General features: G+C 62.7%; 17 protein-coding genes. 12 read left to right on the forward strand and 5 right to left on the reverse strand.

Annotation, left to right across the window (positions count from 1 at the left end; all coding sequences use genetic code 11):
* Nucleotides 1–78: 78 nt before the first annotated feature.
* Nucleotides 79–597, reverse strand: coding sequence for a group III truncated hemoglobin (locus PAQ31011_RS22070; protein ID WP_150577842.1), 519 nt, complete (start codon nt 595–597; stop codon nt 79–81).
* A 303-nt stretch (nt 598–900) separates the two neighbouring features.
* On the opposite strand from PAQ31011_RS22070, the gene clpB reads away from it, so the two are divergent.
* From clpB to PAQ31011_RS22090, 4 genes are all read left to right on the forward strand, one after another.
* On the forward strand, nt 901–3,528 hold the full coding sequence (clpB, locus tag PAQ31011_RS22075; RefSeq protein WP_150577843.1) for an ATP-dependent chaperone ClpB: 2,628 nt from the start codon (nt 901–903) through the stop codon (nt 3,526–3,528).
* Nucleotides 3,529–3,810: 282 nt separating this feature from the next.
* Entirely contained in the window at nt 3,811–4,311 is a 501-nt protein-coding gene (locus PAQ31011_RS22080) for a DUF2306 domain-containing protein (RefSeq protein ID WP_150577844.1), read from the forward strand.
* Nucleotides 4,308–5,528: a sensor histidine kinase gene (locus PAQ31011_RS22085; RefSeq protein WP_174990231.1), complete on the forward strand. Its 1,221-nt coding sequence runs from the start codon at nt 4,308–4,310 to the stop codon at nt 5,526–5,528. Before PAQ31011_RS22080 ends, PAQ31011_RS22085 begins: the two co-directional genes overlap by 4 nt.
* 18 nt (nt 5,529–5,546) lie before the next feature.
* Entirely contained in the window at nt 5,547–6,371 is an 825-nt protein-coding gene (locus PAQ31011_RS22090) for a LytR/AlgR family response regulator transcription factor (RefSeq protein WP_150577846.1), read from the forward strand.
* Here the strand turns inward: PAQ31011_RS22090 and PAQ31011_RS22095 are convergent.
* Entirely contained in the window at nt 6,334–7,233 is a 900-nt protein-coding gene (locus PAQ31011_RS22095; RefSeq protein WP_174990232.1) for an AraC family transcriptional regulator, read from the reverse strand. The genes PAQ31011_RS22090 and PAQ31011_RS22095 overlap by 38 nt on opposite strands.
* Nucleotides 7,234–7,305: 72 nt before the next feature.
* Between PAQ31011_RS22095 and PAQ31011_RS22100 the strand changes: the two genes are divergently transcribed.
* The 3 genes from PAQ31011_RS22100 (at nt 7,306) to aceA (ending at nt 10,575) form a co-directional block, all read left to right on the forward strand.
* Nucleotides 7,306–7,803, forward strand: a complete 498-nt coding sequence (locus PAQ31011_RS22100; protein WP_150577847.1) for a gamma-glutamylcyclotransferase family protein — start codon at nt 7,306–7,308, stop codon at nt 7,801–7,803.
* 178 nt (nt 7,804–7,981) lie between these two features.
* Entirely contained in the window at nt 7,982–8,893 is a 912-nt protein-coding gene (locus PAQ31011_RS22105; RefSeq protein ID WP_150577925.1) for a DMT family transporter, read from the forward strand.
* A gap of 359 nt (nt 8,894–9,252) precedes the next feature.
* Nucleotides 9,253–10,575, forward strand: coding sequence for an isocitrate lyase (gene aceA / locus PAQ31011_RS22110; RefSeq protein ID WP_150577848.1), 1,323 nt, complete (start codon nt 9,253–9,255; stop codon nt 10,573–10,575).
* Nucleotides 10,576–10,834: 259 nt separating this feature from the next.
* Here the strand turns inward: aceA and PAQ31011_RS22115 are convergent, their stop codons facing one another.
* Together PAQ31011_RS22115 and PAQ31011_RS22120 are read right to left on the reverse strand one after the other, a co-directional pair.
* Nucleotides 10,835–11,269 carry a universal stress protein gene (locus PAQ31011_RS22115; protein ID WP_174985109.1) on the reverse strand — a complete coding sequence of 145 codons (435 nt, stop codon included), beginning with the start codon at nt 11,267–11,269 and terminating at the stop codon, nt 10,835–10,837.
* 305 nt (nt 11,270–11,574) lie between these two features.
* Nucleotides 11,575–12,522, reverse strand: coding sequence for a LysR family transcriptional regulator (locus tag PAQ31011_RS22120; RefSeq protein ID WP_150577850.1), 948 nt, complete (start codon nt 12,520–12,522; stop codon nt 11,575–11,577).
* Nucleotides 12,523–12,754: 232 nt separating this feature from the next.
* Between PAQ31011_RS22120 and aceB the strand changes: the two genes are divergently transcribed.
* From aceB to PAQ31011_RS22145, 5 genes are all read left to right on the forward strand, one after another.
* On the forward strand, nt 12,755–14,350 hold the full coding sequence (aceB, locus tag PAQ31011_RS22125) for a malate synthase A (RefSeq protein ID WP_150577851.1): 1,596 nt from the start codon (nt 12,755–12,757) through the stop codon (nt 14,348–14,350).
* Nucleotides 14,351–14,697: 347 nt separating this feature from the next.
* Nucleotides 14,698–15,633 carry a prolyl aminopeptidase gene (gene pip, locus PAQ31011_RS22130; RefSeq protein ID WP_150577926.1) on the forward strand — a complete coding sequence of 312 codons (936 nt, stop codon included), beginning with the start codon at nt 14,698–14,700 and terminating at the stop codon, nt 15,631–15,633.
* Between the two features lie 81 nt (nt 15,634–15,714).
* A complete protein-coding gene (locus PAQ31011_RS22135; RefSeq protein WP_150577852.1) occupies nt 15,715–17,157 on the forward strand; it encodes a hypothetical protein in 1,443 nt (480 codons plus the stop codon).
* A gap of 527 nt (nt 17,158–17,684) precedes the next feature.
* Nucleotides 17,685–18,767 carry a hypothetical protein gene (locus PAQ31011_RS22140; protein WP_150577853.1) on the forward strand — a complete coding sequence of 361 codons (1,083 nt, stop codon included), beginning with the start codon at nt 17,685–17,687 and terminating at the stop codon, nt 18,765–18,767.
* A 15-nt stretch (nt 18,768–18,782) separates the two neighbouring features.
* On the forward strand, nt 18,783–21,695 hold the full coding sequence (locus PAQ31011_RS22145) for a hypothetical protein (protein ID WP_150577854.1): 2,913 nt from the start codon (nt 18,783–18,785) through the stop codon (nt 21,693–21,695).
* Nucleotides 21,696–21,719: 24 nt separating this feature from the next.
* Here the strand turns inward: PAQ31011_RS22145 and PAQ31011_RS22150 are convergent, their stop codons facing one another.
* A complete protein-coding gene (locus PAQ31011_RS22150; protein ID WP_150577855.1) occupies nt 21,720–23,606 on the reverse strand; it encodes a DEAD/DEAH box helicase in 1,887 nt (628 codons plus the stop codon).
* Nucleotides 23,607–23,712 lie beyond the last annotated feature (106 nt).

Consider the following 23,712-nt stretch of genomic DNA (forward strand, 5'->3'; position numbering starts at 1 on the left):
TCGGAGGCTGTAAAGCCTCCGATTTCCCTGCATATTTCAAATAACGTCGTCGAAATGCTTTGATTTTCGCCGATCGTGTCAATCGTGCTGTCGAGCCGGTCGTCGCTGCTTGATGCTGTCGAGCAAGGCGCGCTGTGAGGGCGGCAATGTGTATTCCCATCCGAACAGGTTCAGTTGAAGGCTCTCCGCGATGCGGATGGCCGGCTCCGCGAAGGCAAACGCCGCTTGCGGCTCGAACAGCTTGTCGAGCGTATCGAAGAAGAGCGCGAGCCAGCGGCTGAAGTGCTCGCCACTGAGATGCCCGAAAGGCTGATGCGCCTGCGTCACATTGCCGCGGTACCGTTTGGCACCGAGCACGATGCTCGACCAGAACGCGACCATCTTTTCCAGGTGCATGTCCCAGCGGCCTTCGAGGGCCTGCCGGAAGACCGGACCCAGCAGGTCGTCGTCACGAATGCGTCCATAGAACGTATGGACGAGCAGGCGTACGGCGTCCTCGTCGACGTCGGCAATGCGGGCCGTCGGCCATTCCAGCGGGTCGATGCCAGGCGGGTTAGCGGATCTTGCGGTCGTGGCGCGCGTGGATTCTGCAGACATCTCAATTTGTGGGGGCCGACAGCGGTGTCATTCGGCGCATTTCGATGACCGTATGACGCATGGTGCGGCGTGCTGAAAGTAGCTATTATGAGCTTCAAACCCGGGCGTGTCCTGTGGTTGTCCCAACGCACCACGCGTCCGGCGCAGGGAAGCGATTCCGCTGTCTTCCCCGCCCGGCAAGCCTGAAGCCGGCGTCTAGTCCGGTATTGCGCGAAATGTCAAACGTCGCGCCGTAATGCCCCTTGAAACCACAGGGGCTTGTCCGCACATCCGATCCAGAGAGATTTCTAACCGGAGCACTAGATGCGACAAGACAAATTCACCACGCAGTTCCTGGAAGCGCTGGCTGATGCCCAAAGCATGGCAGTCGGTCGCGACCAGCAATACATTGAGCCGCTGCACCTTCTCGCCGCGCTGATCGCACAACCCGAGGGCGCTGCGCGCTCGTTGTTGCAGCGCGCAGGCGTGCAGGTTCAGCCGCTGGCGCACGACATCGAAACGGCCATCGCGAAGCTGCCGCAAGTGCAGGGCACCGACGGCAACGTGCAGGTCAGCCGCGAACTCGCGGGCCTGCTCAATCAGGCCGACAAGGAAGCGCAAAAGCATGGCGACAGCTATATCGCCAGCGAAATGTTCCTGCTCGCGCTCGCCGACGACAAGGGCGACACGGGCAAGCTCGCGCGCGGCCGTGGCCTCACCCGCAAATCGCTGGAAGCCGCCATCGAAGGCGTGCGTGGTGGCGCATCCGTCGATAGTCAGGATGCCGAAAACCAGCGCGAAGCCCTCAAGAAATACACGCTCGATCTGACCGAGCGCGCCGCCTCCGGCAAGCTCGATCCGGTGATCGGTCGCGACGATGAAATTCGTCGCACGATTCAGATCCTGCAGCGCCGTACCAAGAACAACCCTGTGCTCATCGGTGAGCCGGGGGTGGGTAAGACGGCCATTGTGGAAGGGCTTGCACAACGTATCGTCAACGGCGAAGTGCCGGAGTCGCTCAAGAACAAGCGCGTGCTCGCGCTCGACATGGCCGGGCTGCTGGCCGGCGCGAAGTTCCGCGGCGAGTTCGAAGAGCGGCTGAAGAGTGTGCTCAACGACATTGCCAAGGACGAAGGCCGCACGATCCTGTTCATCGACGAAATTCACACAATGGTCGGTGCAGGTAAGGCCGAAGGTGCGATGGACGCGGGCAACATGCTCAAGCCGGCGCTCGCACGCGGCGAATTGCATTGCATCGGGGCCACCACGCTCGACGAGTATCGCAAGTACATCGAGAAGGACGCCGCACTGGAGCGTCGCTTCCAGAAGGTGCTGGTCGAAGAGCCGAGCGTCGAAGCGACGATCGCGATTCTGCGTGGCTTGCAGGAGAAGTACGAACTGCACCACGGTGTGGAGATCACCGATCCGGCCATCGTCGCGGCGGCTGAACTCAGCCAGCGCTACATCACCGATCGCTTCCTGCCGGATAAGGCCATCGACCTGATCGACGAAGCCGCTTCGAAGATCAAGATGGAAATCGACTCGAAGCCGGAAGTGATGGACAAGCTCGACCGTCGTCTGATCCAGTTGAAGATCGAGCGCGAAGCCATCAAGAAGGAAACGGACGAAGCATCGCAAAAGCGTCTGGCGCTGATCGAGGAAGAAATTTCGCGCCTGGAGCGTGAGTATGCCGACCTCGAAGAAGTGTGGACGGCTGAGAAGGCGGCGGTGCAGGGCAGTGCGCAGGTCAAGGAAGAAATCGACCGCGTGCGCGCCGAGATCGCCAAGCTGCAACGCGAAGGCAAGCTCGACAAGGTGGCCGAGTTGCAATACGGCAAACTGCCGCAGCTCGAAGCGCAGCTGAAGGACGCCGATGCTGCCGAAGCGGCAGGTCAGCAGTCGCAACCGCGTCTGTTGCGCACGCAAGTGGGCACAGAAGAAATTGCGGACGTCGTCTCGCGTGCCACGGGCATTCCGGTGTCGAAGATGATGCAGGGCGAGCGCGAGAAGCTGCTCAAGATGGAAGACAAGCTGCACGAGCGCGTCATCGGACAGGACGAGGCGATTACGGCCGTGGCCGACGCCATCCGTCGTTCGCGTGCTGGATTGGCGGATCCGAATCGTCCGTACGGTTCGTTCCTATTCCTCGGGCCGACCGGCGTGGGCAAGACCGAGCTGTGCAAGGCGCTCGCGATGTTCCTGTTCGATTCGGAAGATCACCTCATCCGTATCGACATGAGCGAGTTCATGGAGAAGCACAGCGTGGCGCGTCTGATCGGTGCGCCTCCGGGTTACGTCGGGTACGAAGAAGGCGGTTATCTGACGGAAGCCGTGCGTCGTAAGCCGTACAGCGTGATCCTGCTCGACGAAGTCGAGAAGGCGCACCCGGACGTCTTCAACGTGCTGCTGCAAGTGCTGGACGACGGTCGCATGACCGATGGGCAGGGACGCACCGTGGACTTCAAGAACACGGTGATCGTGATGACGTCGAACCTCGGTTCGTCGATGATTCAGTCGATGGTGGGCGAGCCGCAGGAACGGATCAAGGACGCCGTCTGGACGGAGATCAAGGATCACTTCCGTCCGGAGTTCCTGAACCGGATCGACGAAGTCGTGGTGTTCCACGGACTCGACCAGAAGCATATCGAGTCGATTGCCACGATCCAGATCGAGATTCTGCGTCAGCGTCTGGCCAAGCTCGACATGAATCTCGAAGTCACCAAGGCGGCGCTCACGCATGTGGCACGCGAAGGCTTCGACCCGGTGTTCGGGGCACGACCGCTCAAGCGCGCGATCCAGCAGGAGATCGAGAACCCGGTCGCCAAGCTGGTGCTCGCAGGAACGTTCGGCCCGAAGGATACGATCCCGGTCGACTGGCGCAATGGCCGCTTCACCTTCGACGGTGCGACCGCCGCGCAGGTGAGCAAGGCGACTGAGGCCGCCGCCGAGTAAGTCTTACCGGTCGAGTGGCCGAATCATCCCCGCGTTTCGCAAGAGGCGCGGGGATTTTTTTCGCCCGCCGGATGATGCGTCGTCCTGTCACAATCGTGGGCGAAAATGCGCGACCACCGCGTCGCCTTGCGGGTGGTCGAGTCGTTGTGTAACGAGCCTCACACCATTCGCGCCGGTGCGGCTGCGGTTGGCGTCGACGGCAAACCGTTCGTCGCAAGCGGGCTGCGAGACGCGCCTTGCTTGCTTATCGTCAGGTCATGATTCGAACCCTGTGAGGACGTCATGACGACGATAGTCGCAATACATTTGGCCGCAGCGACGGCCGCCATTGTGTTGGGAGCGGGTATTCTGCTCATACGGCGGGGTACGCCCCGGCACCGCTGGATGGGACGCCTGTGGGTGTCGACGATGACGGCGACGGCAACAACGAGCTTTGGCATTCGCGAGTTGGGGCACGGACAGCTGTCGTGGCTGCATGCACTCTCGGTGTACGTGCTGGTCGGGCTGGCGCTCGCGGTGCTGGCGATCCGGCGCGGTGACGTGATGGCGCATCGACGGCAGATGATGGGGCTGTTCACCGGTCTGATCGTCGCTGGCGTGGCGGCGGTGGCGGTGCCCGGACGCACGCTCAGCATTGCGCTCGGGCAGTTGTGGCAACATGAGGCACCGTCGATAGCGTCGCCGGGCGGTGAGGGCGCAAAAACATGGCCGAAGTCCAGGTCGGGCTTGCTTGCCATGATCGCGGGATCGGGCTGGAGCGCAGCCGAAGGCGCACAACAATGACGTCGATGATGAAATCACCGCAAACCCCTCAGACCGCTCAGGCCACGCAGGCGGGCCGCGTCATGGCGACGCGTGGCCTGTGGTCCCGGTTTGCGCGCGAACTCGCCGGTGTGCTGCTCTTCAACACCGCTATTGCACTGGCGCTCTGGTTCATCGGCTTCGGCGGCACGTTTATCCAGAATCTGGTGTTCGCGCAATGCATCGGCATCGCCATCACGGTATTTATCGACGGCGGACGCCGATTGATCTGGCGCGATGCGCGGCCATCGATGGTGGGGTTCCTACTGCTCGTCGCGTTCGGTTGCGCGGCCGGCCTGGCGCTCGGCATTGTGAGCGGGACGATGTTGCTCGGTTTGCCGATCACGATGTGGCGTCCGGTCAACGGTCATTCGATGCCCATCGTCCTGCTGATTGCGCTGATCGCAACGGCGATCGGCAGCTATCACGGCTGGTCGCGGGCACGCATCGCGCAGTTGCGTGAGGAGACGGCGCAACAGGCATTGCGTGAGGCGGCGGCAGACCGGCAACTGGTGTATGCGCAACTTCAGACGCTTCAGGCGCAGTTGGAGCCGCACTTCCTGTTTAACGTGCTGGCGAATCTCGATTCGTTGATCGCGAGCGATCCGGCTCGGGCGCGGGTGCTGCTCGGCCATCTGAATCGGTTCTTGCGGGCATCGCTTGCCGCGACCCGGTCCGAGTCGACGCCGCTGGCAGACGAGTTCGCGCTGCTTGAGGCATTGCTGGCGATCCAGCAGGTGCGATTTGGCGAGCGCTTGCGCTACGCGTTCGATCTGCCTGAGGACTGCCGCACCGTGTGTGTGCCGCCGATGCTGGTGCAGCCGCTGGTGGAGAATGCGGTGAAGCACGGTGTCGAACCGCTGCCCCATGGCGCGGTAGTGACGGTGAGTGCGTGGCGCGAACCGGAGGTGTCCGGTGTGGCGCACATCGTGGTGCGTGTCACGGATGACGGTGCGGGTTTTGCCAACGTACACAAGTCACCCAAAGGACATGTGAACCCTGGCAATGATGCGGCGGCACGTTCTGGCGGCATCGGCCTGACGAATATTCGAGAGCGCCTGCGGGTGCTCTATGGCGACGACGCACGCCTCACCCTCACCGAGGGCGTACCGCGAGGTGTCGTTGCAACATTGCGCTTGCCTGTGGCGTCGCCCGGGCAGGGAGCCGAAGCGGGCAGCGCAAGTGGCAGAGGTTTCTAGTCGCAGAGAGTGGAGTGCATGACATCCCCCGTCGCCCTGATCGCCGAAGACGAACCGTTGCTCGCCGACGCGTTGCGCGCCATGCTCGCGCAGGCATGGCCCGAGTTGCAGATGCTGCCCGTCGCACCCGACGGCACGTCGGCGATTGCCGCCATCGCCCGGTCGCAACCGGACGTTGTGTTTCTCGACATCTCGATGCCGGGTGCGACCGGCATCGAGGTTGCGCAGGCATGTGCGCGATTGAGCCGGCCACCTCAGATCGTGTTCGTGACCGCATTCGACCGGTTCGCACTGGAAGCCTTCGACGCGGCGGCCGTCGATTACCTGCTCAAGCCGGTGGCACCGGAGCGTCTGGCACGCACGGTCGCACGCGTGCGCGAACGGCTGGCCGCGCCGACGGGCGATACGCTCTCGAAGTTGCTGACGACCTTGCGTACGCATCTGGACGCGGGGGAAGGCCGACAGCCTGAGGCGTCCGGGGCGGGGCAGGTGAATCAGAACGGACAGCATCCCCGCGAGTATCTCCAGTTCGTGCGTGCGTCGGTACGCGACGAGATCCGGATCGTGCCCGTCGAGGAGATTTGCTTTTTCGAAGCGGCGGACAAGTATGTCGTGGTGGCGACGGTCGAAGGCGATCTGCTTATCCGCACGAGCCTGCGCGAGCTATTGCCGCAGCTCGATCCGTCGCGTTTCTGGCAGGTGCATCGCAGCACCGTCGTCAATGTGGGGGAAGTTGTGAGCGCGCAGCACACGCCGCTCGGACGTCTGACACTCAAACTCAAACGCCGCAAAGACCGCGTGGCGGTCAGTCGTCAGTACGCTCACCTGTTCCGCCAAATGTAGTGTCGGGGGCGGTGGCGAAGAAGTCGGTCGGCGTACGTCCGAAGGTGCGTTTGAACATCGCGGAAAACGCACTCTGACTCCGATAGCCGAGTTCGCGCGCGATGCGCGAGAGCGGATAGCCTTTGGACGCCAGCGGAATCGCCTGCGCGAGCAGCGCCTGCTGACGCCATTGCACGAAGCTCATATTGAGTTCCTGACGGAAAAGACGTCCGATCGTGCGCGGGCTGGCCCCGGCGAAGCGTGCCCATTGATCGAGCGTCCAGGCACGTGCCGGATCGGCGAGCATTGCGGTGCACAGCGTGAGCAGGCGCTTGTCGCGGGGCAGCGGGACTTCCAACGGCAGCGGGGAGGCGCGTCGCAGTTCGTCGAGAATCAGTGCGCCGAGTAGCTGCTCGCGGGGCGGATCGAGATCGGGGTCCGGCACGTCGATGGCGGCGATCAATTCCCGCAGCAGTGCGGAGACTTCCACCACGCGACATTGATCGAGACCCGACGGGATCACATCGGGATGCACATACAGTGTGCGCAGATACGACGGCTCGTTGACCAGCAGGCTGTGCTCGATGTCCGGGGGAATCCAGATCGCCCGGGAGGGCGGCACGATCCATGCGGCGTCGGCCACGGCGATCTGAATGACGCCACGCGGCGTGTAAGCCACTTGTGCCCACGCGTGGCGATGATTCGGCACACGGATGCCATCGCGCAGCGGCCGGGCGCGCAGGCGCACCGGGCGCGATGGCGTTGGCGTGAAGGCGTCCGGTACGACATAGTTGTCGAACTCGGCCTGCGAGGCGGGCAGGGGATCGGGGGCCAGCGGCGCGGCGTCCGACGGGCTGGATGCCGCGAGCATGAGGTTCGGCATGACGTGATGGCGACAATGGGAATTTTGTAAGTGTAAACTCGTTGCCTGTCACTTTCGAACCGGATGCCCGTCATGCCGAGCCTTACGTCCGTTGAGCCTGCTGTTCAAGCCGTATCCGCTGAATCCGCACCCTTCGAAGCGCGAACCGATGCCGTGTATGTTTTCGTCTATGGCACGTTGCGCGCGGGCGAGATCAACGACATGATGCGCGCGGCGGCGCGTCACGGCATTGCGGCACCGGCATACGTCGGCCCGTCGACGCTGGGCGGACAACTTTACGACTTCGGCAGCTATCCGGGCATGGTGCTTGGCGCGGGTGTGGATGAGCGTGTGACGGGCGACATCTACCGAATAGACGCGGCCTTGATCCCCGTGCTCGACGAAATCGAAGCCGTCTATCCGGGCGAAGCGGGGGTGTTTGTACGCGAGATGCATGAAGTGACGTGTGCCGGTGCGACGTACGAGTGCATCGTCTACCCCGTGGGCGCGGAAGCCGTCAGCCAGTTGCGCCGAATCCCAGGCGGCGACTGGGTCGCGTATCGCCTGGCACGTGACGCTCACGCAGCCTAGTTGGCGGGTTCCGCTGCCCGCGTGATGGCGTCACGTGGAATAGGGGAGTCGGGGAGGGAGATCATTCGTCGGGCAGACGTCGCCATGTCCGATTATGACCAGCGCTGCGCGTCCCGATGTGGGACGATTCACGCATCCCGATCCTCTCATGACGGCCGTTCGTGCCGTCTGTCCGACCATGCGTTCATCCGATATCGCTCGTTTGTTGACGCTCTCCGCCATCTGGGGAGCCAGCTTTCTTTTCATGCGCATCATCGTGCCCGCGCTCGGACCGTTGCCGACCGCGTTCTTTCGCGTAACGCTCGGCGCCATCGGGCTCGCGGTCATCCTGCTGGCGATGCGCGTTCGTTGGGAGTTCAAAGGGTTGCTCGGCGCCGCGATGGTGCTTGGCGTCATCAATTCGGGCATTCCGTTCGTCATGTACTGCCTCGCCGCACGCGTGCTGCCCGCCGGATACTCCGCAATTCTCAATGCCACCACGCCGCTGATGGGCGTCGTGATCGGTACGCTGTTTTTCCGTGAGCGTCTGACGGGCGCGAAGAGTCTGGGCGTGCTGCTGGGGCTGATCGGCGTGGCCGTGCTTACGCGCACCGGCCCGGTCACGATGTCCGGACCGGTCGTGATGGGTGCGCTGGCCTGTCTCGTCGCCACGTCGTGTTACGGCCTCGCCGGTTATCTCACCAAACGCTGGATCACGGAGCGCGGCGGTCTCGACGCCAAGCTCGTGGCGTTCGGCAGCCAACTCGGCGCGGCCATCGTTCTGCTGCCGTTCTTTGGTTACATCTCGGCAACGGAAGGCATTCCCGGGCCAGCCACCGGCGGCGTGTGGGCCGCCATGGCGGCGCTCGGTTTCCTGTGCAGTGCCGTCGCCTATATGTTGTTCTTCCGTCTGATCGCCGATCTCGGGCCGTTGCGCTCGCTGACCGTCACCTTTCTGATCCCGCCGTTCGGTGTGCTCTGGGGCGCATTGTTCCTGAACGAGGCCGTGACGATGGCTCACTTCTTTGGTGGTTGTTTCATTGCACTGGCCGTCTGGCTGGTATGCAAGCCGCCGAAGGCGCTTCCGTCGACGAGCCGCGCCGCCTCATAAATCCTGTCCGCATTCCGCTTCTGAAGGCCGATGACCTGCGTCATCGGCCTTTTTTCATGATGTGGAATGTCTTTGCGGTGCGTAAAAATTTGCGCTGCTTGGCACAACATGATGATTTCAGGAAGGAAAATAACGTTTCACATCAAGAAATTATTTTGTTATGTATTTGATTTATATAAATAAAAAAGATGTGATCGAACGCTGATTCGTTCTGTTGCGTTGCGTGAGAAATCCCTAAACTCTTATACAAGACCTGCCGATTTGGAGACGCCGAGCGCGGTCAACCGCGGGGCCGGCGATCACAGGGCAGCAAAGAGTCACCCCCTTTTATTTGTATCGAGAAACCAGGAGAGATCATCATGACGACGCGCCAAGAGCAAGTGAAGCAACTCGAACAGGACTGGGCGAACAACCCGCGCTGGAAGGGCATCAAGCGTGGCTATTCGGCGGAAGACGTGGTGCGCCTGCGTGGTTCGATCCAGCCGGAACAAACGCTGGCCCGTCGCGGTGCCGAGCGTCTGTGGAGCATGATCAACGAGAAGCCGTTCGTGAACGCACTCGGCGCGCTCACGGGCAATCAGGCCATGCAGCAGGTCAAGGCAGGTCTCGAAGCCATCTACCTGTCGGGCTGGCAAGTCGCTGGCGACGCCAACGTCGCCGGTGAAATGTACCCGGACCAGTCGCTGTACCCGGCCAACTCGGTGCCGCAAGTCGTGCGTCGCATCAACAACACCTTCACGCGTGCCGATCAGATTCAATGGTCGGAAGGCAAGAACCCGGGCGATGAAGGCTATATCGATTACTTCGCGCCGATCGTGGCCGACGCTGAAGCCGGCTTCGGCGGCGTGCTCAACGCCTTCGAACTGATGAAGGCAATGATCGAAGCCGGCGCCGGTGGCGTTCACTTCGAAGACCAGCTCGCATCGGTCAAGAAGTGCGGCCACATGGGCGGCAAGGTGCTCGTGCCGACGCGTGAAGCGGTTGCGAAGCTCGTTGCGGCGCGTCTGGCGGCCGACGTGCTCGGCGTGCCGACGGTGCTCATCGCCCGTACCGATGCCGAAGCGGCTGACCTGATCACCGCCGACGTCGACCCGCTCGACCAGCCGTTCTGCACCGGTGAGCGTACCGTCGAGGGTTTCTACCGCACGCGCAATGGTCTGGATCAGGCCATCGCCCGCGGTCTGGCCTACGCACCGTACGTCGATCTGGTGTGGTGCGAAACCGGCAAGCCGGACCTCGAATTCGCCAAGCAATTCGCGGAAGGCATCCATAAGCACTTCCCGGGCAAGATGCTCTCGTACAACTGCTCGCCGTCGTTCAACTGGAAGAAGAACCTCGACGACGCGACCATCGCCAAGTTCCAGAAGGAACTCGGTGCCATGGGTTACAAGTTCCAGTTCATCACGCTGGCCGGCTTCCACAGCCTGAACTACTCGATGTTCAACCTGGCACACGGCTACGCCCGTCGTCAGATGAGCGCCTTCGTGGAGTTGCAGGAAGCCGAATTCGCTGCTGCCGACAAGGGCTTCACGGCGGTCAAGCACCAGCGCGAGGTGGGTACGGGCTACTTCGATGCCGTCACGCAAACGATCGAGCGCGACGCATCGACCACGGCCCTGAAGGGTTCGACGGAGGACGAACAGTTCTTCGACGAAAAGAAGGCGCAGGTCAAGGCAGCCTGACAGGGCTGAGGGAGGGCGCGATGCGCCTGCCAGTGACGATGCGCGTGGGGGCACGTCGTACGCTGGCGGAACGATATCGCGTCAGGACCGCGCGTCCGGCTTATCCGGCCGGGGCAGTTGAGGGGGCGTTCCCGTCGCCGTCTTGACTGCGCTGCACGCCTGAACGAGAAAAGGCTCGTGAGCTTATCCCGCTCACGGGCCTTTTTTCATGGTGAAGGCGATGTCGATGGCATCGCTGCCATCAATCCCCTCAGTGCGATCAACGATAGACGAGGACCGGAATTTTCGAGTGCACGAGCACGCGTTGCGTCTCGCTGCCGAGCAGCAGGCTGGTGAGGCCGCGCCGCCCGTGCGATGCCATCAGGATGACGTCGCACCCATGTCGTTCTGCTGCGTCGATGATGCCCAGATAGGGGGCGGGGAAGGTCGAGCTATCGCGGTCGAAGGGCACGCCCGCTGCGGCCGCCGCTTGGGCGAGATCGTCGAGATGCGCGCAGGCCTCTTCGGCGATGCGTTCGCTGAACGTGGCCGGAGCTTCGAGCACGTATTCGCTAAATGGAGAGTAGGGATACTCGGCGAGACAGCAGTAGCCGGTGACTCTGGCGTTCAGGGCGCGGGCCAGTTCGAGCCCGCCCGTCACAGCCTTTTGGGATAGCTCCGAGCCGTCGGTCGGAATGAGGATGTGGGTAAACAACATATGACCTCCCGCAGTTGGCGTTGCTGAACACGCGTTCACAGGCTCGCGCAGGTATCACGGTCTTGCACCCAGTCCGCTGTCTTGCAGCTTCCGATGCCTTCCCGGCATCGCCTGCGGACCCTTCGCTTCGATTTTATGGCTTCGGCGCGACGCAACAACGGGGGCAAACCCGATATTGAGACGGACTATCCGCAGCAAACGTTCCGTGATGACATCCGGCTCAGGAATGGGCCGCAGCCCGCGCCCCTGCTGGCCGGACGTCTCAGGTCATGCGTCAAATCGACGCGCGTGGGCGCATATGTCTACGCACTTTGATGCACGCTTTCGTGCAAATTTTGAGACGCGTCGTCTTGCCAGTACGCCGAACTGCCGTAGTGATGCCGGAGATGGTCGATGAACAGACGCACGCGCAGCGGCAGGTGGCGGCGCTGAGGAAACACGGCGTGAATGCCGATGGGCGGGGCGGCAAATGCGTCGAGCACGGTCGTCAGCCGACCGGCGCGGATGTCGTCGCCCACCTCCCACCACGAGCGCCACGCCAGTCCGTAGCCCTCCAGACACCAGTCGTGCAGCACCGCACCGTCGGTGCATTCCATCGTCCCGTTCACGCGGATGGTGACGACCTTGCCGTCCTGCGCAAAGGTCCAGCCGCGCTGCTGGTTGGCGGTCGAGCCGAACGCAAGGCAATTGTGACGGGCGAGGTCGTCGAGCGACTCGGGACGGCCGTGCGCCGCGAGATAGTCGGGGGACGCGACACACACACGCCGGTTCTCGCCCAGACGCAGCGAGACGAGGCTGGAGTCGGGCAACTCACCGAGTCGGATGGCGCAGTCGAAGCCCTCGTTGACCAGATCCACGAGTCGGTCCGACAGGTCGAGGGTGACGGTGACGTCCGGATGCGACGCGATGAACACGGGCAGCAGCGGGGCGACGTGGCGTCGCCCGAACCCGGCGGGGGCCGACAGTCGCAAATGCCCGCTGGCCTTCACGCCGCCGGCCGACACGGCGGCTTCGGCGTTGTGCATCTCGTTGAGAATGCGCTGGCAGTCCTCCAGAAACGCGGAGCCTTCGAAGGTCAGCGTCACGCGTCGGGTCGTGCGCACGAGCAGCTTCACGCCCAGCCGGTATTCGAGCGCGTCGATGCGCCGCCCGATCACGGCCGGGGCCACGCCTTCCAGCGCCGCAGCCCCCGACAAGCTGCCCTTGGCGGCCACGGCAACGAACGTTTCGATTTGTTTGAAGCGATCCATGACGCCGATTATGTACTAAAAAGTCATAGATAAAGTGATTTCTATGCATCTTTATGATGATCGGCATCAATAATAGAATCGGCGGGCAATGCTGTCGGATCGCGCGATCCCCTGGCATTGACGGAAGTGCGCGTCCTACACGCCCAATGAGGCGTGAGGGCCCTGTGCAAAGCCCCTGATGTCCCTCCTTGCGGCGCACTCCCGAACATAAACAAGCTGTTGGAGATCCCTGATGCCTTTGAGTCTGCCCCCAGGCATGCAACTGCATGTCGACGCCACCGATATCCGTCCTGAATACGAAGCCATTCTGACCCCCGAAGCGCTGGCGTTCGTCGCGAAGCTGCACCGCGCATTCGAGTCGCAACGTCAGACGTTGCTCGCCGCCCGTGAAGCGCGCGTGGCCCGTCTGGATGCCGGTGAGGTGCCCGATTTCCTGCCTGAGACGCAGGCCATCCGTGACGGTGACTGGCGCATTGCGCCGTTGCCGGCCGCATTGCAATGCCGTCGCGTGGAGATCACGGGACCGGTCGAGCGCAAGATGATCATCAACGCGCTGAACTCGGGCGCGGACAGCTACATGACCGACTTCGAGGACTCGAACACCCCGAACTGGCATAACCAGCTGCAAGGACAGATCAATGTGCGCGACGCCGTGCGCGGCACCATCAGCCTCGAGCAGAACGGCAAGCACTACCAATTGAACGACAAGGTCGCCACGCTGATCGTGCGTCCGCGCGGCTGGCATCTCGACGAAAAGCACGTGAGCGTGGATGGTGTGCGCATGTCGGGCAGCCTGTTCGACTTCGGCCTGCATTTCTTCCACAACGCGAAGACGTCGCTTGAGCGTGGTTTCGGTCCTTACTACTATCTGCCGAAGCTGGAGAGCCATCTCGAAGCGCGTCTGTGGAACGACGTGTTCGTGCTCGCGCAGAACGAGCTGGGCGTGTCGCAAGGCACCATCAAGGCGACGGTGCTCGTCGAGACCGTGCTCGCGGCGTTCGAGATGGACGAAATCCTGTACGAGCTGCGCGAACACAGCTCGGGCCTGAACGCCGGTCGCTGGGACTACATCTTCTCGTGCATCAAGAAGTTCAAGGTCGACGCCGACTTCTGTCTGGCTGATCGCAGCCGCATCAACATGACCGTGCCGTTCATGCGCGCGTACGCATTGCTGCTGCTCAAGACGTGCCATCGTCGCAATGCACCGGCGATTGGCGGCATGAGCGCACTGATCCCGATCAAGGGAGATCCTGAAGCGAACGAAAAGGCGATGGCGGGCATTCGCAGCGACAAGGCGCGCGACGCGACTGACGGCTACGACGGTGGCTGGGTCGCGCATCCGGGGCTGGTGCCGGTCGCGATGGAAGAGTTCGTGAAGGTGCTGGGCGAGCGTCCGAACCAGATCGACAAGCAACGCGATGACGTGAGCGTCAAGGGCCGCGATCTGCTGGAGTTCAAGCCGGAAGCGCCCATCACCGAAGCCGGGCTGCGTAACAACATCAACGTCGGTATCCACTATCTGGGGGCATGGCTGGCGGGCAACGGCTGCGTGCCGATCCACAATCTGATGGAAGACGCCGCCACCGCCGAGATTTCGCGCTCGCAGGTCTGGCAGTGGATTCGCTCGCCGAAGGGCAAGCTCGACGACGGTCGCAAGGTCACGGCCGAACTGGTACGCGAGCTGATTCCGCAGGAACTCGCCAACGTCAAGGAACTCGTGGGGCAGGTCGCACCGACGTACGACCGCGCCGCCGTGATCTTCGAGACGATGAGCACCAGTGAGGACTTCGTCGACTTCCTCACGCTGCCGCTTTACGAAGAAGTCTGACAACGACGTCTGCCGTCACGCTGAGCAAATCACAGGTGGCATGACGGTGCGGCGCTCGGCCGCCGGAACAGAAGAAAGGCAACGCAATGGGACGATGGCGACATCGTCCCATTTTGTTTTGCGCGTGCTTTGTCTTGTTTGAGTCGCCGCGCTACACTGAACTTTGAGGTGCTGGTCCTCGTCCTACTCGTCCACGTTTTGAGAGGATGCCGATGTCGCCCGATATTCCAGAGGTTCCGGAGACTTCCGTTCATGCTGCCGATGCCGCAGCGCCGCTACACTCGTCGATGCACGCGCCTCGCGGACTCGGCAAGATCGTTGAGGAAATCCCTGCGTCGCCACGCCGTTTGTATCCCCACATCGAGCCTTTCGAGACCGGCATGCTCGACGTCGGCAACGGGCACCGCATTTATTGGGAGCGCTGTGGCAATCCGAAAGGCAAGCCGGCGGTGTTCCTGCACGGCGGCCCTGGTGGCGGCTGTTCGCCCGAGCACCGGCGATTGTTCGATCCTTCGAAGTACTGCATCACGCTGTTCGATCAGCGCGGCTGCGGACGCTCGTTGCCGCATGCGAGTCTCGACCACAACACCACATGGGATCTGGTCGACGACATCGAAGCCTTGCGCACGAAGTTCGGTTACGCGCAGTGGCTCGTTTTCGGTGGCTCGTGGGGCAGCACGCTGGCGTTGGCTTATGCGCAGGCGCATGCGAGTCGTGTGAGCGAACTGGTGATTCGCGGCATTTTCACGGTGCGTCGCGAAGAGTTGCATTGGTACTACCAGAAGGGTGCGTCGTGGCTGTTCCCGGACCGTTGGGAAAAGTTTCTCGCACCGATTCCGCTCGAAGAGCGCGGCGATCTGATGCGCGCGTATCAGAAGCGACTCACGCATCGCGACGAGGCGGTGCGCATCGAAGCGGCGCGTGCGTGGAGCATGTGGGAAGGCAGCACGATCACACTGCTGCCGGACGATCAGCTGGCCGAAGCGTTCGGCGATCCGCATTACGCGATTGCGTTTGCGCGCATCGAAAATCATTACTTCGTGAACGACGGGTTCCTGAAGCCGAATCAACTGATCGGCGGCGCGCATGTGTTGCGTGATGTCCCCGGTGTCATCGTGCAGGGTCGCTACGACGTCGCGACGCCCGCTCGTACGGCGTGGGAGCTTCACAAGGCATGGCCCGAAGCGGACTTCTACTGGGCACCGGATGCCGGTCACGCGTTTAGCGAGCTGACGATCCAGCATTGGCTGATCGAAGCGACGGACCGATTTACAGGCGAATGAGGTGTCGGCGGTTTTTTGCAATCGCGCAGGATTACAGCGTGCGATGGTGGGTCCGTTATCGCTCTGCGGACGACCGCCTTTATGCTCACAGCCCTCGGTATTTTTCCTTTCCCGGCGCTAAGTGCCGAGGCCCTCACGTTCCGTGACGAATATCACGCCGTCATCGCACGCTGTATCGCCAGACTGGAGGTGCGCATTGCGTCGCCGGGCGGCGCAGTGGATTCGGACTTCGAGGCTTTTCTGGCCGAGATCAGCGCCATCGGTGGTAGCGGTGATATCGGCGTGGCGGCTCATGTCATTTGCTCAGCACAGCGCGACGCGAAGTATTGGCGACGGCAACTGGCGCTGTGTCACATCGCGTCGTACCGCGACGGACAGAAGTACCTTGCTGACACGCGGTTCGACTATCCCGTCCGGACGGGCAAGCGCAGCCTTCGGATACTGGCGCAACTGCCGAACGAACTGCGTGCGGCGATGCTCTTTCAGACCGATGTGCCGTGGTGCTCGCCGGAGCACTCGGTCCGGCTATTCAACGACGGCTTGATTGCGCTGAGGATTCCGGGAACGCCGTGGCGCTTGCCAATCTTGCCGGCCTGTGTGACCGACGCCGCAGGCGGACTCACGCCGGAGGAGCTGACGCGGTTGATCGACACGCGGTTTGAGGGCGGTGCTTCGTTTAGCGAGCGGATCGTCGCTGGGCGAACCGGCTTGCCGAGACATGAGGGCCAGGCGCTGGCCGACTGGCATCTCAAGATCGGTGAAGACTATCTCGTTTGCCTTGACGCAATCTCCAAGGAATGGGCGACGCTGGAATTTGTGGGTGCCTGTGAGATTGCGCTGAGCGTTGGTGACTGGCCTCGTGCTATGCATGCCCTCGACAAAGTGTGGTGGGGGGTCGTGGGCTGCAGAAAGCCCGCATTCGTCTACGCGCAATGCACACGCCTGATCGACATGCTGGACGCCAGCGGCTTTCGCTTTACGGCTGCCGAAATGGCGCTTGGGCTGGCCAAAGAGCTGGTCGGCCCCGAGTGGGTGGACATCGCCGCCGAGTTGCGTGAGCGGGCAGCCGACCGGTTGGCGATGGCGGGATTGCCGGCGGAAGACGGATTGGAATTAGATCAAACCGCGACGGCAATTCGCGAGGTGATGGATCGTGAGCGTCCAGCCTTGAGGTCGGGCAGCATGAGGTTCGGCAATTACGTCATCCAATGCGAAGGCATGCGAGATCCCTATGCAGGCATTGAATTTCTGGCCGCGTCGAATCAGGAGTGGTTGTTGATGGCGCGCAGGCATCCGACTGAGGGCAATCCGGGGGTGTTCGAATGGGTGACGTCAGCGACCGCTCTTGGCGCATCGCGCACGCATGTGCATCCAAGGTCGAATGCCGCAATGACGGAATACGAAACGTTGCAGGGGCTTGCGGCCCTCGATGTACTTTGGTCGGGTAGTGGTAAGGCTGTCGCGTCCAGTTGGCACGGAATGCCCCGGCCACCGCGCGTGCTATCGGGCTCGCGCGTCTGGTAATCCGCTGAACATTGAAACCGGGCGTTTGGCGAGATGCGTGCCGAGGCAAACGTCGCGCTGTGCATTGACCCACGTCGTCGGTTTCTGCAATCGCGACGGCGAGCAGGGTGAGAAGGTGAGGTCGTTTCCATGTGAAAGGACACGCCATCATGCAAGCGATCTTGGGGTCTGTTCTCCCGCTGCAAGCCGGGAATGTGCAAGCGTTTGTGGATCGACATCACGAGGCGCTCAATGCGGCCCTCAACACGCTGGAAGCGCAGATCGCCGACAGCCATCCCTCGCGTCGGCCGGACTTCCGTGCATTTCTCGATGCCGTCGGCCGCATAGGCGGATGGTGGGGATGGAAGCCGATATTCACGGGCAATATCGCCTCGAACGACTTCAGACAGTCGCTCGCGCATTGCCACGTAGCGGCACGTCGTGACGGGCGTGCGTATCTCGTCGACACGAATGCCGGCTATCCCGTCGAGACCGGTCGGCACAGTCTTCGGGTGCTCGGCAGTCTCACGCCTGAGGCGCGGGCGGTCATGTTCTTTCAAACGCCCGACGTGTCGCACCGGGTGCAGGACTCGGTGACGATGTTCGACGACGGACTGATCACCTTGCGAATTCCGGGCACCGACTGGCGCGTTCCGCTGATGCCGGAGTGCTTCTCCGATGCCGAAGGCGGCGTGACGAATCACGAGCGAGAGCAATTGTTCGGCCTGAGGCCGGACGTCAGCGGTCAGACGCTGGATGCCATGTATGTCGCGACGCGTGCTGGCTTGTCACCGGAACGGGCGCGCTCCTTGTCCGACTGGCACGTGAAACAGGGCGATGCTTACGCCGCAGCGCACCGGGACACGCTGGCGACTTTGGAGTTTGTCAGTGCCTGCGAGATCGCGTTGAATGTGGACGACTGGTTTCGTGCGGTGAGCTGTCTTGAGCGAGCGAAGCAGCACCTCGTTCGTTGCGAAGACCTCGAATGGGCCGAGGTGGAAGGGGCGTGTCTCGTTGACATGTTCGATGCCTGCGGGCTACGTCTGACTGCTGGCGAAGTTGCCCTCGTGCTCGCACTCACGCTTCATGACCGGCACGGCTGCGCGTCGGCGGTCTCCCGGTTCAGTGATCTGGCGAGATCCCGTTACGAAGAGGCACAACTGCCGGTTTCGCTGACGTGGGATTCGGTCGCAGTCAATCGCGGCATCCGTGAAGTTATCTGGCACCAGCAAGACGCGTTGGGTGCCGGCGGGTTGTCGTTTTTGACTTATCTGATCCAGATGGATGACGCGCGCGATCCAATCAGCTCAACTGTGTTCGAACGTCACTCGAACCAGCAATGGCAGCTCATGGACTGGAACGAGTCGACACCGGGAGGCGAGCGCATTATGAAGCTGGTCCTGTCCGACACGATCAACGAACTTGCCCCGAACGGCCGGGGGATAAATCCACGGCGCAACTGCTATTTTTGCGACGGAGACGTCATGCAGGGGCAATTTCTGCTCGATGTTCTGTTGGCTGCGAAGCGGGCGAACATGTCGGGTGGGGCGTCGCCGCGAGTTGCCTTGTCCGATGGTCACGAGGAGGGCGTTGAGGACGGCGGCGGCCTGCGACGCCGACGCAATCACTGACGTCGGGGGCTTTCTGTGCCATCGCCTATCGATCTGTCCGCCCCCTTGCTTCACGGACTTCACTCGCTCGACCTGACGACGGTGCTGTCCTCCGCTCACGCCCATTCGACGCAACTCGATGCCTGCTTCGATGCGCTCGCTGCCGGTCTTGCATCATCGGGCGACGCGGTCGCTCAACCGATCGAGCAGTTCCTCGACGCCATACAGGTGCTCGACGATCCGGAGGACAGACTCGGGCATCGCGTGTTGTTCGTCGACGCCGACAATGACCTCGATTTTCGAAGGACGCTGGCGCGATGCCACGTAGCCTCGTATGCCGAAGGGCGCCAGTATTTCGCGCGCGACAACGACGGCTTTCCCGTCGAGATCGGTGAGCGATGCTTGCAGGTGCTGCAGCGGCTGACGCCCGAGGCACGCGTGGCAATCCTGTCGCCGTCCGCCGATGCGCAGAATCGGGGCGTCGTTGCGCTCAACTACGACGGGACCGTGATTTTGCAGTTGCCATCGTCGCGATGGCGACTGCCAGTGATGCCGGACTGTTGCGGCGATGCCGTGGGCGCCTTCACCGAGCATGAAATGCAAGGACTCCGCGACCGGAGGCTTCAGGACGGACGCACCGTCGGCGAGATGCTCGACGCGATGCAGGCGGAGATGACGATGCAGCAGCATCGGAAGCTGGCGCGTTGGCAGGCGTTCAACGGCAGGGCGTACGCGCAGGCCGGACGCTTTGACTTGTCGGCCCAGGCGTTCGTGTCGGCGTGCGCAGCGGCTTTGCGCGGCGACGATTGGAGCGATGCTCTTGTCTACTGTCGGGATGCGTTTCACGGTCTCGTCGAGCGCCGCGATGCGTCACTGAGCACGCGGCTAGGGGCGCAATTGGTCGAGTCATATCTGGCGCACGGCTTCGTACTCGTCGCCGCCGACGTGCGATTGGCGCTTGCAGCGGTCATCCTCGATCAAGCGGGCTCAGCGGAAGTGGCCGCTCGCCATTGCAAACTGGCGGGCGAGTGCTTTACCGCTGTGGGCCTTGAGGATATTTCGGGCAGAGGCGAGTTTGAGATTGCGCGGCAGATTCAAAAAACGATTGAGGCGCATCGCGAAGCCTGGTTGTCGTCCGGGCTGGTACTGAAGTCGTACGCGATTCGCTTCGACGCGATGCGCGACTACTGGACGGGGAGGTGCCTTCTCCCGGGCACTGTGGGGCCGTGGTGCCTGATGAGGCGTGTGTTGAGTGATGAGGGGCAGCAGGGCGTGTTGGAAATCGTCGCGATACGGACCGCCGAACGGTTTGTGTCGTCGGCCGGGGCGGTGTCGACGGGGGTGCAAGCACGCACGCGTGCGAAATGGTCCATGCGTGACTTCTATTCCGGCTTGCTCATGCTCGATATCCTGCGCGCGGCAAAAGCGAATCCCGCGCGGGCACCATCACTCGCTACGTTGGAAAGCGCAGCGTTGCAGCGGTTCTTGAGTGACCACCTGCCTGATCTTCACTTCTGCATCGAACTTCTGGAATTCCGTTTGGAGAACGGCGTCGATCCTGACAGGGCTTGCGAGGAATTTGTCTCCGAGGTGACTGCCGTGGGTGGCTGGTATGGCTGGAAACCCCTCCTAAAGGGGAACGCTCAGGTGGCCGATTTTCGCGTGGCGCTAGCGGAATGTCATCTCGCATCCATTCCGCAGGGGCGATCGTACCTCGCAACCGGCGGGCGAGATTTCCCCCAACCGCGCGCGCCTCGGAATCGATGGTCGTTTGAGCGTCTTGAACGCCGCGTGATCGGCGAGCCGAATTATCCGTTCATCACGGCGCAACGCAGCCTTCAATTGCTGCGAATGCTGACCCCGGAGGCGCGCGCAAAGATGCTCCTGCAGACGCCGGAAGCGGCGCGTTCGGCGCCGGAAGCGGTCGCGGTGTCGTTCGACGGTTTGATCTCGCTGGTCATTCCAGGCACCCGATTCGAATTCCCGTTGATGCCAGCAGATCAGAGCGATGCTGTGGGGGGTGTGACGCGGGACGAAATATCGCGGTTGATGAGCACTTACGTGCGGCCTGGCAAGACAATCCGTGAGCATATCGAAATGGCGCATGCCAATGCGCCGCTGGACGCGCTCCGGGCATTGGCGCAGGGAAAACGGGTGTACGGGGAGCGTTACGCCGAGGCCGGGCGTGACGATCTGGCAGCCATCGAGTTCGCGCAGGGATGCGAGGCAGCCATGCGTACCGATGACTGGGGAGCGGCCGCGCATAACGCCCGTGCCACGTTGGACTGTCTGGGGAAATGGCCTGATGCTGGTCAAGCCCGGACGCTCGGCATGCGTCTGATCGAGATGTTCGAGGCGAAGGGATTCCGGTTACTGGCAGCGATGGTGCGGTGGAGGTTGGCGGATGAGGTGTTCGAACCGCTGCATCACACTGACGTGGCCGCTGTCATGCGCCGTAAGGCCATGGCGGTTTATCGGGCGCGCGGGGTGCCTCTCGATGCGGGTACGGGCGGGGCGGTGCTTGACCGTCTGATTCGCCGAGAGATAGCGGTGCATCGCGAAGCGCTTCAATCTGAGGGTTTGCCGCTGCATCGCTACTCGATCCGGTTCGACAACCTGCAGGATGTCTACGCCAGGATTGACTTCGATGTGAGTGAAGCGCGGGGGTGGGGGATGATTGTGCGCGGCGAGTGTCAGTCGGGCCGCTCCGGGATTCTTGACATCGTGAGCGACGAGGCGCTCGCGCTGCTCGAAAAATCCGACCGGCATCCGACGGCCTATCGCGACCTGCGTCCGGGGGATTTGCTTCAGGGTGTCGTGGTGCTGGATATTCTGCAGACTGCCGCAACGATGCGTAGCCCCGAATCGATCGACCAAAACAAAACCCCGGCATCGACGAAGGCCGTCGATGCCGGGGTTGTTGTCGATTCGCGCAAGACAGGGGATTAACCTGCCTCGCCGAGATCCGTTGGCTTAGTCGCCGCGACGCTTGTTGTAGCCGCCACCGTTACCACCGTAGCCGCCATTACCGCCGTTGCCACGATTGCCGCCGAAGCCGCGATCCTGACGTTGGCCGTCGAAGCTGCGGGTGCCACGGTCTTGGCGATAGCCGCCTTCCGACGAACGACCCCCTTCGAACGAGCGCGGAGCGCGTTCCTGACGGTTGCCGTCGAACGGACGCGGCGAGCGACGCTCGAAGCGATCCGTTGCGCTGCCGTTCGAGAAACCGTTGCCACCGGTGTTGCCACCTTCGGCTTGCTGGTAACCACCTTGGTAGCCCGTGTTCTCGCGACGCTCGAGCGTGCCGGCCGGCTTGTTGCCGCCGAAACGCTGACCGCCTTGATAACCGCCGCCGTTGCCACCACCGTAGCCGCCGCCATTACCCTGGCGCGGACCGTTGTTGCTCCAGCGGCCACCGCCGTTGCCCTGACCATGACGCGGACCGCCACGGCCCGGACCGCCCGGGCGCTTGCCACCTGCGCCAGCCTTCGGCGGCGAGCGGCGCGGCTCGAAGCCGGCAACCACGTTCACCGGCAGCGGCTGACGCGTGTAGCGTTCAATGCGCTTCACAGCACCGATTTCGGCGTGTGCGGCGAGGCTCACGGCCACGCCACGACGACCGGCACGGCCCGTACGGCCGATACGGTGGACGTAGTCTTCCGCGAACTTCGGCAGATCGTAGTTGAACACGTGCGTGATGCCCGGCACGTCGATGCCGCGAGCGGCGACGTCCGTGGCCACCAGCACGCGAACACGACGCTCGCGCAGGGCGCGCAGCGTACGGTTACGCACGCCTTGCGGCATGTCGCCGTGCAGTGCGGCGCTGTCGAAACCGGCTTGTTCGAGCTGGTCGGCCAGCAGGTCGGCGTCGCGCTTGGTCGACGTGAACACGATGGCCTGGTCGAGCGAGTCGTTGCCGAGCAGGTGCGTGAGCAGACGATCCTTGTGGGCGCGGTCGTCCACATAGTGCAGCGTTTGCTCGATGTTTTCGTTGGTGCGTTGATCGCTACCGCGCGTGATCTCGATGGTTTCCGGATCGCGCAGCAGACGACGCGTGATTTCACCCATACGGCCGTCGATCGTTGCCGAGAACAGCAGCGTTTGACGCGCTTCCGGCGTAGCGTCGACGATGGTCTGGATGTCGTCGATGAAGCCCATGTCGAGCATGCGGTCGGCTTCGTCGAGCACCAGCATCATCAGTTGCGACAGATCGATCTTGCCGCTGGAAATGTGATCCAGCAGACGGCCCGGCGTGGCCACGATGATCTCGGGCTGCTTGGCCAGCATTTCGAGCTGACGCGGGTAGGGCATGCCGCCCAGAATGCTCACCGTGCGCAGGCGGCGCAGCTGCTTGCCGTACGTATCGGCAGCGGTCGACACCTGTTGCGCCAGTTCACGCGTCGGCGTGAGCACGAGCAGCAGCGGTTGCGCGGCGACACGGCGCACGCGCTGGCCCTTGCGGGGCTTCTCGCCCGGGGCAGCCGGCTGGTTGCGCGGATGCGCGGCCGGGGCGGTGCGGGCGCTCAGCTCGCCGCTCGCTTGCATTTCTGCGAAGCGATGGATGGCCGGCAGCATGAAGGCTGCGGTCTTGCCCGAGCCCGTCGGGCTCGACACCAGCAGATCGCGACCGGCGAGCGCGGCGGGAATCGCACGCTGCTGGACAGGCGTCGGGTGGTTGTAGCCGGCGGTGGACAGGGCCGAGAGAATGGCTTCGTTCAGGCCGAGTTCGGCGAACGTGGGCTTGCCGTCGTTGTTGTCGGCAGTTGCGACTTCAACAGTGGCGGCAGCGCCGTTTTCATTTTCTTCGGACGACGGGAAATACGTCTGCGCGATGGCAGACAGCTTGGAAGGCTGTTCCATGAATCCTCTTGCGGATTAAGGGTTATGTCGGGGCGTTGGCGCCAATCGGCAAACCCAATTCGTCGCAAGCAGGAAGCAAATCGCGGATGGGGCAGAAAGCGGATCG

The sequence above is a fragment of the Pandoraea aquatica genome (genome assembly GCF_902459565.1).
Taxonomy (GTDB): Bacteria; Pseudomonadota; Gammaproteobacteria; order Burkholderiales; family Burkholderiaceae; genus Pandoraea; species Pandoraea aquatica.

What these genes read in the sequence shown, in the direction of transcription:
- PAQ31011_RS22080 (WP_150577844.1), top strand. Translation starts at nt 3,811, where the DNA reads ATGACGACGATAGTCGCAATACATTTGGCCGCAGCGACGGCCGCCATT.
- PAQ31011_RS22085 (WP_174990231.1), top strand. Translation starts at nt 4,308, where the DNA reads ATGACGTCGATGATGAAATCACCGCAAACCCCTCAGACCGCTCAGGCC.
- PAQ31011_RS22095 (WP_174990232.1), bottom strand. Translation starts at nt 7,233, where the DNA reads ATGCCGAACCTCATGCTCGCGGCATCCAGCCCGTCGGACGCCGCGCCG.
- PAQ31011_RS22135 (WP_150577852.1), top strand. Translation starts at nt 15,715, where the DNA reads ATGCTCACAGCCCTCGGTATTTTTCCTTTCCCGGCGCTAAGTGCCGAG.
- PAQ31011_RS22105 (WP_150577925.1), top strand. Translation starts at nt 7,982, where the DNA reads ATGCGTTCATCCGATATCGCTCGTTTGTTGACGCTCTCCGCCATCTGG.
- aceB (WP_150577851.1), top strand. Translation starts at nt 12,755, where the DNA reads ATGCCTTTGAGTCTGCCCCCAGGCATGCAACTGCATGTCGACGCCACC.
- PAQ31011_RS22090 (WP_150577846.1), top strand. Translation starts at nt 5,547, where the DNA reads ATGACATCCCCCGTCGCCCTGATCGCCGAAGACGAACCGTTGCTCGCC.
- PAQ31011_RS22150 (WP_150577855.1), bottom strand. Translation starts at nt 23,606, where the DNA reads ATGGAACAGCCTTCCAAGCTGTCTGCCATCGCGCAGACGTATTTCCCG.
- PAQ31011_RS22070 (WP_150577842.1), bottom strand. Translation starts at nt 597, where the DNA reads ATGTCTGCAGAATCCACGCGCGCCACGACCGCAAGATCCGCTAACCCG.
- aceA (WP_150577848.1), top strand. Translation starts at nt 9,253, where the DNA reads ATGACGACGCGCCAAGAGCAAGTGAAGCAACTCGAACAGGACTGGGCG.
- PAQ31011_RS22140 (WP_150577853.1), top strand. Translation starts at nt 17,685, where the DNA reads ATGTTCTTTCAAACGCCCGACGTGTCGCACCGGGTGCAGGACTCGGTG.
- clpB (WP_150577843.1), top strand. Translation starts at nt 901, where the DNA reads ATGCGACAAGACAAATTCACCACGCAGTTCCTGGAAGCGCTGGCTGAT.
- PAQ31011_RS22120 (WP_150577850.1), bottom strand. Translation starts at nt 12,522, where the DNA reads ATGGATCGCTTCAAACAAATCGAAACGTTCGTTGCCGTGGCCGCCAAG.
- PAQ31011_RS22100 (WP_150577847.1), top strand. Translation starts at nt 7,306, where the DNA reads ATGCCGAGCCTTACGTCCGTTGAGCCTGCTGTTCAAGCCGTATCCGCT.